General features: G+C 74.9%; 9 protein-coding genes. 4 read left to right on the top strand and 5 right to left on the bottom strand.

Annotated elements, in window-relative coordinates; translation table 11 throughout:
- Positions 1–158 precede the first annotated feature (158 nt).
- On the top strand, positions 159–326 hold the full coding sequence (locus UWG_RS32900) for a hypothetical protein (RefSeq protein ID WP_016905201.1): 168 nt from the start codon (positions 159–161) through the stop codon (positions 324–326).
- Between the two features lie 74 nt (positions 327–400).
- Here UWG_RS32900 and UWG_RS0100275 read toward each other — a convergent pair whose 3' ends face one another.
- Complete coding sequence (locus tag UWG_RS0100275; protein ID WP_016905200.1) at positions 401–1,597, bottom strand: MarP family serine protease; 1,197 nt, start codon at positions 1,595–1,597, stop codon at positions 401–403.
- A gap of 288 nt (positions 1,598–1,885) precedes the next feature.
- The gene (locus UWG_RS0100270) at positions 1,886–2,353 is read right to left on the bottom strand and encodes a MarR family winged helix-turn-helix transcriptional regulator (RefSeq protein ID WP_016905199.1); all 468 of its coding nucleotides are present in this window, start codon (positions 2,351–2,353) and stop codon (positions 1,886–1,888) included.
- A gap of 280 nt (positions 2,354–2,633) precedes the next feature.
- Here UWG_RS0100270 and UWG_RS0100265 point away from each other — a divergent pair, with 280 nt between their 5' ends.
- The gene (locus UWG_RS0100265; protein WP_016905198.1) at positions 2,634–3,188 is read left to right on the top strand and encodes a DoxX family protein; all 555 of its coding nucleotides are present in this window, start codon (positions 2,634–2,636) and stop codon (positions 3,186–3,188) included.
- A gap of 616 nt (positions 3,189–3,804) precedes the next feature.
- On the opposite strand, the gene UWG_RS0100260 is transcribed toward UWG_RS0100265, so the two are convergent.
- A complete protein-coding gene (locus tag UWG_RS0100260) occupies positions 3,805–5,115 on the bottom strand; it encodes an FAD-dependent monooxygenase (protein ID WP_016905197.1) in 1,311 nt (436 codons plus the stop codon).
- A 495-nt stretch (positions 5,116–5,610) separates the two neighbouring features.
- On the opposite strand from UWG_RS0100260, the gene UWG_RS0100255 reads away from it, so the two are divergent.
- Together UWG_RS0100255 and UWG_RS0100250 are read left to right on the top strand one after the other, a co-directional pair.
- A complete protein-coding gene (locus UWG_RS0100255) occupies positions 5,611–6,606 on the top strand; it encodes a lytic polysaccharide monooxygenase auxiliary activity family 9 protein (RefSeq protein ID WP_420235607.1) in 996 nt (331 codons plus the stop codon).
- A 510-nt stretch (positions 6,607–7,116) separates the two neighbouring features.
- Positions 7,117–7,626 (top strand): GNAT family N-acetyltransferase, encoded by a 510-nt coding sequence (locus UWG_RS0100250; protein ID WP_016905195.1) that lies wholly within the window; start codon positions 7,117–7,119, stop codon positions 7,624–7,626.
- Positions 7,627–7,645: 19 nt separating this feature from the next.
- On the opposite strand, the gene UWG_RS0100245 is transcribed toward UWG_RS0100250, so the two are convergent.
- Together UWG_RS0100245 and UWG_RS29205 are read right to left on the bottom strand one after the other, a co-directional pair.
- Positions 7,646–8,731 (bottom strand): DNA polymerase Y family protein, encoded by a 1,086-nt coding sequence (locus tag UWG_RS0100245; RefSeq protein WP_016905194.1) that lies wholly within the window; start codon positions 8,729–8,731, stop codon positions 7,646–7,648.
- Positions 8,728–9,773: helix-hairpin-helix domain-containing protein (locus UWG_RS29205; RefSeq protein ID WP_033195887.1), on the bottom strand; the 1,046-nt coding region annotated here is incomplete at its 5' end. The genes UWG_RS29205 and UWG_RS0100245, both read right to left, overlap by 4 nt.

Here is a 9,773-nt window from a genome sequence, read left to right as displayed (position 1 = left end):
CTCGTCGACCGCCGGCGGGGCCGTTCCGGCGGCGGCCCGTTTGCGCACGGGCTGCGCGGAAGAGGCCGAGCGGTACGAGTGCGTCTTGGCGTTCCCGCTGAGCGGCGTCGAGCATCTCGTGTTGACGAACGTCGGCGACGGTCTCGACGGCGGGAGGTGTGCGCACGCGTCGCCTCGAAGACGTGGACGTGGTCGGCGAGTACGGAGCGACAGGTGAAGGCGTCGAGGTCGGCGCCGGCGAGACGTACTGGCGGATGCCGGAACGGACGGCGCTGTCGGGGCTTTGTGCTGCCGTGCGGCACCACGGGAACCACGCCGCGCCCTGACCCGCGCGGTCACCTGCCGCCGTCGGATGCCCCGCGGGCGACGGCGGCGGCCAACCGAGCAGAAGGGCGCCCCCTCACAACGCCGAGCGGTCCCCCGTGTCCACAGGTTGCTCGGCGCGCGCACCGCGCTCGGCGGCGCTGCTGATCTGGTCGGCGGTGAGGACGTAGCCGGTGTCGGACTCGCTCGTGGAGCGGGCGAAGACGACGCCGTAGACCTCGCCCTTGGTGGTGAGCAGGGGGCCGCCGGAGTTCCCGGGGCGGACGAGGGAGCGGACGGTGTAGATGTCCCTCGTCGTGAGGTCGCTGCCGTAGATGTCCTGGCCGCGCGCGGGGACCCGTTCGGAGACGGCCGCGGCCCGCAGGTCGAGGCCGCCGTTCTCCGGGTACCCGGCGACGACGCTCTGGTCGCCGCGGGAGGCGGAGCCGGCGAACGAGAGCGTGGGGGCCTTCAGTTCGGGCACCCGCAGCACGGCCACGTCCGTCTTCGGGTCGAAGACGACGACACTCGCCTCGTACCGCGGGCCGACGCCGCCGATCCGCACTGTCGGCCGATCGACGCCCGCGACGACGTGCGCGTTGGTCATCACCCGCCCCTGTGCGTAGACGAACCCGCTGCCCTCCTGGCCTCGCCTGCCGCCGTCGGTCTCCGAGACACCCTCGACCTTGACGGTGCTCTGCTTCGCCGCCGAGACCGCCTGCGCGGTGACGGCGTCGCCCGAGGGCTCGGGGACCTCCGCGCCCGGCTCGTGCTCGAACGGGTTGAAGACGCGCGGGAATCCGGCCGTCGTCAGGGCGCTGCCGGCGCGGTTGAACCAGGTGGACGCCTGGTCCGGCATCCGCTCCTGGACGGTGCCGAGCACCGCGGACCCCCGGATCGCCTGGTTGAGTTGGGGCGAGGGCGAGGCCGCGACCACTCCGGCCGCCATCCACGCGACGACGAGCACCGCGAGCGCGTTGGCCACGGCGCCGCCTGCACCGTCGACCCAGCGGACCGGCGTCCAGGTGAGCGAGGACCGCAGCCGCCAGGCGAGCCGCCCGGTGAGCGTCTGCCCGATGCTCGCCGGAATCAGCACCGTCAGCAGTGCGACGACGATCGTCGCGACGCTGCCCTCCTCCACGTACTCCAGGATGTACGGCAGCAGCCAGATGCCGAGCGCGGCGCCGCCGATGAACCCGGCGAGGGAGACGACCCCGGCGACGAGGCCGCGGCGGTACCCGGAGACGGCGGCGCCGAGCGCCGCGAGCAGCAACAGCAGGTCGAGCAGGTTCACGCGGCCTCCCCCTCGGCGCCGACCGTGCGGCGGTGGTACGGGCGATACGGTTCTGTGCCCGGTTCCCTCCGGGCGGCGGGTGCGCGGTTTCGGCGGGTGGGGGTCAAGGGCTCGTTCACGGGCATCGGTTGCGTTCGGTCGGGTGCCGCGCCGCTCGCGGCGCGGAGCGGGTCGGGGCCTTCTAACTCGGCCGTGGCCCACGAAATCAGCCGTGGCCCACGAAAGAAAACGCACGTAAGCCGCGAACGGTTCCACCGGGAGGTGTACACCACACCTCCCGCTCGCAGGTCAGGCGCCGTCGTGCGGCCGCAGGCGGCGGCCGACGCGGTCGAAGGCGCCGGCGAGGACGGTGACTTCGTCGTCCTCCAGGACGTCGATGAGCACCTCGCGTACGGCGGCGACGTGTCCGGGGGCCGCCTCGCGCAGGGTGTGCAGGCCCTCGTCGGTGAGGACGGCGAGGACGCCGCGGACGTCGGTCGGGCAGGAGCGGCGGACGACGAGGCCGCGCTTCTCCAGGCGGTCGACCTGGTAGGTGAGGCCGCTCTTCGAGGTGAGCAGGCCGTCGGCGAGTTCCGTCATGCGCAGCGAGCGGTCGGGGGCGTCGGCGAGGCGGACGAGTATCTCGTACTGCGGGTGGGAGAGGCCGGCCGCATCCCTGAGCTGGGCCTCGAGGTGGCGTGCGACACGGTTGCTCGCCTCCAGGAACCCTTGCCACGCCGCCATTTCGCGGTCGTCGAGCCACCTGGGAGCGTCCATGGGCCGCATTCTACAAGCTTGTTCAATTTCGAACCATCTACTACCGTGACCGCACCCGCCGGTCGTTCGACTTCGAACAACTCCGCAACAGGCCGGCGTGCACCGCCGACGGCGGACGGTCCGCACCGCGCTCCGGGTACGCGGGGCGGGCCCCCGCTGACGCCCGGCAGGCCGGACACCGCCGTCCGGCGCCCGCACCTGCTCCGTCGGCGGACGCGTACCGAGCACCGCGCAGCGTCGCGCGGCCCCCCGATACGGCAGACACAGCAGGGAGTTGGAGATGGCCTCCCCCCACACCGCAGCCCCCACCGCACACGCGGCTCCTCAGGCAACACCCCCGCCCCGCACCTCCCACGCACCGTCGGCAGGACTTCTGCTGCTCCGGCTCGTCCTCGGCCTGACACTCGCCTCGCACGGCTCGCAGAAGCTCTTCGGCTGGTTCGGCGGCAACGGCATCGACGGCACCACCGGCTTCTTCGACTCCGTCGGCTACCCGGCGGCGCGGACGATGGCGGTCGTCGCCGGGCTCACCGAGACGCTCGGCGGCCTCGGCCTCGCCCTCGGACTCCTCACGCCGCTCGCCGGCGCCGCCGTCCTCGGCACGATGCTCAACGCGCTCGCCGTCGACTGGGGAAGCGGGTTCTTCGCCCCCGAGGGCGTGGAGTACCCGCTGCTCATGCTCGCCGGCGCCACCGCGCTCACCCTCGCGGGGCCCGGCAGGTACGCGGTCGACCGGTTCCTCCCCGGAGTGCGCGACCACCGCCTCGCGTACGGCGTGGCCGCCGTCGTGCTCGGCGCCGCGACCGCGGGCGTGGTGCTGCTCCTCCGGACGTAGCAACTCCCCGGGCGTGTACGGGCGTCGAGCTTGGGCGGCCGTACACGCCCGGGGGCCGGTCTTCTTCCTGCGTCCGGGCTCCGAATCCGGAGGGGTCGCCGCGGGGCGCCCACGGCCGGAGCGGAAGCGGTCCCGAACCGCGGCGTGGGCGGGAGGGTTTCACCGTGCGCGCCTCTGCGGCAGGAGCAGAGACGGGCCCGGACTCCGGCGTACGCGCGACCGCGAGCGCTTCCCCGGTCGGAGCGAAGGCTGTCCCCGTACTCCGATCCGCGAGGCGTTCGCGGCGAGCGCTCCCGCGGTAGGAGAAGTCACGGGCCCGGTGCGTGCGCGGGACTTGCCGCGCGGGCGTCCCACGGTCGGCGAAGCCACGGGGCCGCACTCCGGTGGTGCGCAAGCCTTGCACCGCGGGCCCTCACGGCCGGACCGGAGACCCGCACTTCGATGAGTACAGGAGGCCGGCGGCCCACGGCGGCCGAAGAGGCGGCCTCGAACTCCGGCACCCGCGCGAGAAGTGCACCACGGCGCCCCGCGACCGAGCCGGAACCCGCCCCGGACACCGGCGATGCGCGAGGCGTCCACCGCGGGAAGGCGCCGGAGACCGTCCGGGCCTCCCGCGTCAGTGCTCGACTCCCCATGAGGGGCGGGAGTTGAGCTCCTCGACGTCCATGTCGGTGGTGCGGCGCGCGCCGCTCCGCAGGGTGCGGAGTTCGTCCCGGGTGAGGACGTCCTCGATGCGGGCGAAGCCGTCAGGGGCGCGCTCGGACACGGTGTCGAGGGTGCGGTCGACGGGCATCTCGCGGCAGGCCGCCGCGACTTGCTCGGCGGGGCCGCGCCGTACCGCCTCGTACCGGCGCAGTCCGGCGGCGGTTCCCTCGTCCCGGTGCTCGGCGAGCGCCCAGGCGAGCACGCGCGCGTCGAGCACCGCCAGCGAGCCGCCGTTCGAGCCCACCGGGTACATCGGGTGCGCGGCGTCGCCGAGGAGCGTCGCCCTGCCCCGGCCCCAGTACGGGAGCGGGTCCCGGTCGACCATGGGGTACTCCAGGATGCGCGGTGCCGATCGCAGCAGCCCGGGGATGTCGAGGCCCTCGATGCGCCAGTCGGCGAAGTGGGCGAGGACCTCGGCGAGCCTCCCCTCCGCGTTCCAGTCGGCCTCGCCCGCCCTCGGCGGGAGGGGTTCGCGACCGCCCGGAGGGGACGAAACACGAGCCTCCGCGACCCAGTTGACGACGCCTGCCCCCTCCCGCGCTTTGCCGCCGAGCGGATAGACGACGAGGCGCGCGGGGCGGTAGCTCCCGGCGACCAGCATCGTGCGACCGTCGAGCGGCAGCGGCGCCTCGGCGACGCCGCGCCACATGCGGATGCCGTTCCACAGCGGCGCGCCCTCCCCCGGATGCAGCACTCTGCGCACGGCGGAGAAGACCCCGTCCGCACCGACGAGCGCCTCGGCCTCGACCGTGTGCAGCGGGCCGCCCGGCCGGTTGCGGTCGCGGAGCAGGGCGACGACGCGGTCCTCCCGCTCGGCGAAGTCGACGAGTTGCAGGCCCGTCCGCACCTCCGCGCCCGGCCGGCTGCGTAACGCCTCCAGGAGCACGCGCTGCAACTCGCCGCGGTGGACGGAGAGTTGCGGCCAGCGGTAGCCGGCGAGACGCCCCCGGGGATGCTCGACCACCGGGTTGCCGTGCCGGTCGGCGAAGACCGCCCGGCGGGGCTCGGCCGCCACCTCGGCCAAGTCCCCGCCGACACCGAGCTCTTCGAGCTCCCTGACGGCGTGCGGTTGGAGGTTGATCCCGGCCCCCACGGGCAACAGCCGCCGCGAGGCGTCCACGACCGCGACCCCCTCACCGAGTCCCGCGGCTCGCAGGCTCAGCGCCGTGCTCAACCCGCCGATCCCCGCCCCGACCACCAGCACGCGCACCTTCTCCGGCATCAGCCGACCTCCCCCGTACGGCCGGGCGCCCCACTGGCGCCCACGGGCACCGCCGAGCCCAGTCTGCCGCCGCACGCCCCCCGTGTCAGCGATACGCGGGTCGCCAACGTCCTTGATCCGGCGTCGAGTTGCCTCCGTGGAGAAGGTCGGTGCCCCGAGCCGCCACCGGACAGCGACCGCACGGGACCGCCGCCCGGCCCGGCGGACCGCGCACGGCACCGCCGCCCTTTCGTGCCGGTCGGCAGCGCCCCCGCACCCGGGCGAACGCGCCGTCGACGAAGTGCGGCCGCCCGCCCCGCGAACGCTCCGCCCTCCAGGAATTAACCCCTGATCAGCCATTGCTTAAGCGCTCTTTAAGCCCTCCTGATGTGCGCCTCTCAGCCCCGACGCAGCCGGTCGGAGCCGCTAACGTGCCGCAGGTCGGGCTCGGTCCGCGCCTCCCGTGTGGCGCGGACCGAGCCCGTCCGCACCGTCCCCGAACGCGAGGAGTCCCCCTTGTCCGCGCTGCTCTCCCGGAAGGCCCGCCGCACGGCGGGATACGTCACCGTGCTCGGCGTCGCACCGGTGCTGCTGACCGTCGCGAGCGCCGAGTCGGCCTCGGCGCACGGCTCGATGGAGGACCCCGTCAGCCGCGTCTCCGCCTGCTTCGCCGAGGGCCCCGAGAGTCCGCGATCCGCCGCGTGCAAGGCGGCTGTCGAGGCGAGCGGGGCCCAGGCGTTCTACGACTGGAACGAGGTCAACATCCCCGACGCGGCGGGCAAGCACCGCGACATCATCCCCGACGGGAAGCTGTGCAGCGCCGGCCGCGAAAAGTACCAGGGCCTCGACCTGCCGCGCACCGACTGGCCGTCGAGCAAGCTCACCAGCGGCGCGCACACCTTCACCTTCCAGGCGACGGCGCCGCACAAGGGCACCTTCGAGCTCTACCTCACCAAGGACGGCTACGACGCCTCGAAGCCGCTGAAGTGGTCGGACCTGGAGGCGAAGCCGTTCGCCGAGGCCACCGACCCGACGCTCTCCGACGGCTCCTACACCATCGAGGGCGACGTCCCCGAGCGCACCGGACGCCACCTCGTGTACGCCGTCTGGCAGCGCTCCGACAGCCCCGAGGCGTTCTACAGCTGCTCGGACGTCACCTTCGGCGGCGGCGGTTCGGGGTCGGCGTCGACCAAGTCGTCCGGCGGCGAGGGGAGTTCGCAGAGCGAGGCGCAGGCGCCGACGGACGAGCAGATCGCCGAGGGTACCGAGCGGTCCACCGTCGACCACGACGGGCACGGCGGCAAGCCGCACAGCGAAGCCGCAGGGCATGCGGGGCATCCAGGACACCGCGCAGCACCGCAGGGCGGCGCCGAGGACGCCCGACTCGCCGAGACGGGCGGCGAGAACGACACCGCGCTCGTAGCGGCGGGCGGCGCCGCCGTCCTCGTCGCCGGGGCAGCGGTCGTCCTCGCCACCGTCCGCCGCAGGGCACTCGGCCGCCACCGCGGCTGACGGCAGCCGCCACCGCGGTCGGCACCCCCGGACCGGCGCCGTCGCCCTCCCTTCACCTCGGGGCGGCGGCGCCGCCGCGTCCCGGAGATGCGATCGCCGTGGGCCGTACCGTCCCCGGCGCGGGGCGAGGGGATGGCCGCGAGGCGGACAGGGAGTGAGCCGATGAGTACGGCTGCCGGCCACAGCCGGACCGTCCCCACGTCCAGGGCCCCGGCCCGTCGGAGCCCGCACCGCGCCCGCAACAGCGGTGCGGTCGGCCGGGGACCGGATTCAAGGCTCTTCGAGACCCGCCGCGCCACCGTCCCGTCGCACACCGGCTTCACGCGGACACACGCGACAGGAAGGCACGCCCGACTCCCGTATCCTGTCGAGCAGTTCGCCCCTGCACCGCCCCCATCCGGCGACTTCCATCCCCGACGCTCGGGCCCGGGCGTCGGCCGAAGGACGCACAAGGCCGCCCCGCACGGTGCCGGACACCCGTAGCCGCGGCACCCACGAGAACGGAACCGCATGCCCGACTGGACCGCACGCGCCGAGACGCCCGCCGACCGCCCGGCCGTCAGGGAGGTCGAACTCGCCGCCTTCCCCACCGCGGAGGAGGCCGACCTCGTCGAGAAGCTCCGCGCCGACCCGGACGCGTGGATCGACGGGCTCTCGCAGGTGGCGGTGGCCGAGGACGGCAGCGTCGTCGGCCACGCACTGCTCACCCGGTGCCGCATCGACGACCGTCCCGCGCTCGCCCTGGCCCCGTGCGCGGTGCGCCCCGAACACCAGGGCACGGGCGCGGGTTCGGCAGCCGTCAGGGCCGCGTTGGAGGCCGCCCGTGCCCTGGGCGAGAACACCGTGGTCGTCCTCGGCCACGCCGACTACTACCCGCGCTTCGGCTTCACCCCCGCGTCGCGCTTCGGCATCCGCGCCCCCTTCGAGGCGCCCGACGAGGCGATGATGGCGCTCACCCTCGACCCGCAGCGCCCCGCACCGTCCGGAACGATCCGGTACCCGGCGGCCTTCGGCGTCTGACCCGACGAAGGGCACGCCCCTACGCCGCGTCGAGCAGCCCCGCCGGATACGCGGCCGCCCGCCCGAACCGCGTCCGGGCCAGGTCCGCCGCGGCCTCGGCCCTGCGTGCCTTCTCCGCCCCGGGGTCGAAGGAGAGCTGCCGCACCGCGTTCTCGGCGCCGGTGAGCTCCTCGGCCCGCAGCACCACCGAGCGCACCTTGGCGCGCTGGAGGCCGAGCGCGTCGTGGAGCGCGTAAGCGGTCCGCACCAACGCCGGTGTGTGCGCGGTCGGTTCGGGGAACCTGCGGGTGCGCACCGTCGTCGTGCGGTCTGCGTACCCGACGGTGAGCGTCAGCGCCCTGGCGACCTGCCGCTCTCCGCGCATCCGGAACCCCAGCTCGTCGGCGAGGGTGAGGAGCGCACGCCGACGCGTCCCGGCGTCGAGTTCGTACCGCTCGAAGCGGTGCTCGCAACCGACCGACCGCGCCGACGAGGACCCCGGCACCCCGGCGCCGGGGATCTCAGGCGCCTCGGCGCCCGGCGGCAGCGCGGCGACCGGCGTGGGGTCGACACCGCGCGCCCGCTCGCGCAGGCGGTGCGCGCTCGCGGCGCCGAGTATGCGCTGAAGCGTCGCCGGCGGCGCCGCGGCGAGCCGGCCGACGGTGCCGAGCCCGTACGAGCGGAGCGCGCGCGCCGTCGCGGGCCCCACCCCGTGGAGCGCGGTGACCGGTCTCTCCGCGAGGAACGCCGCGGTCTCCTCGGGCCGCACCAGCCGCACCCCTGCCGCCTCCGCACCGCCGGCGTCGGCCGCCATCCGCGCCAACTGCGGGTTGACGGCCACCCCCACGGTGCACCACACGCCGTACCGAGCCTGCGCGCGCAGCCGCACCAGGCGGGCCAGCTCCGCGGCGGCGCCGAGCGGCTCCTCGGGCGCACCCCGCCCGAGGCCGCGTCCGAAGTACCGCAGCGCCCCGCGTACGTCGGCGAGCGCGGCGTCCGGCGGCAGCGCCTGGACGACGGGCGTGACGTCGGCGAGCAGCGCGAGCAGTTCGCGGTAGCGCGCCGCCGCCGGACCGTCCGGGAGGTCGAAGCGCACGTACCAGACCACGCCTTCGCGCCCGCTCATCCCGCGCTCCCCGGGCTCGCATGCCACATCTTCCGCAGCGCCTTGGAGGAGTCGGCCGCCTCGCCCGCCGGCTGGAGGTCGGCCCACGCGTTGAGGCGGAACCCGTGGTTGAGCTCGATGGTCCGCTGCGGTGCAGCGCCGCGCCCCTCGCCCGGCGTCTCCGCGAGGCGCGCCGTGACCGCCTCCAGCCCCCGCGTGCGCCGGAGTTCGACGAGTTCGGCGAGGTTCCAGGCGGCGGCTCCGACGACGCTGAAGCTGCGCGGTCCGCGCCGCTGCACCACCCCGCGCACCAGCAGCAGCCAGGAGTGGAAGACGGTGTGCGCGCTCACCTCCAACCCGGAAGGCCCCTGGGCGTTCCGCCCCTCGCCGCCGGGCGGCGCGTCGAAGAACGCGCAGTCGACGAGCCCGGTGCCGTCGTCGAGGGTGGTGAAGATGACCCGGCGGCCCGAGGCGATCGGCGGCGTCTGCGTCGCCGCCTTGGCGCCGGCCACCAGGACGGTCTCGCCGTTGCGCGCGCTCCCCAGGGTGCGTGCCGAGTGGGCGCCCAACTCCCGCAGGAACGCGAGGTGGTCGTCCATCAGGTGGCGCGACGCGTCCATGCCGAGGACGCCGAGCTCGGCGCCGAGTCGCTCGTCCCTGTCGAGGTCGGGCAGGTGCGCGGGCGCCGACTCCAGCACGCCGGGCACGCCGGCGCCCGGCTCCCCCTCCCCCGGCTCCTCGGCGCCGAGCGCCAGTTGGCCGGCGCGCGCACCGGCGCCGCGCTGGGCGCGGTGCAGCTCGGCGAGGTGGAGGAGCAGGTCGCGGCGGTTCCCTTCGGGTGCGAACGCGTCCAACGCGCCGACCTGCGCGAGTCGTTCGGCGATCGGCAGCGGGGGTCGGGCCCGCTGCCAGAAGTCGGCGAGCGAGGCGTACGGCTGCCCCGCCTCGATCCGCTCGGCGTCGGCCCCGCTGATCCCCTGGACCTCGCCAAGCGCCAGTCGTACGCCCCAAGTACCCCCCTTTGTACCGCTCTTGGACTCCTCTTCCTCGGACACCAGTTCGA

Origin of the sequence: Streptomyces xiaopingdaonensis (genome assembly GCF_000262345.1) — a bacterium.
Taxonomy (GTDB): domain Bacteria; phylum Actinomycetota; class Actinomycetes; order Streptomycetales; family Streptomycetaceae; genus Streptomyces; species Streptomyces xiaopingdaonensis.
This window is presented reverse-complemented; position numbering and strand designations above follow the sequence as displayed.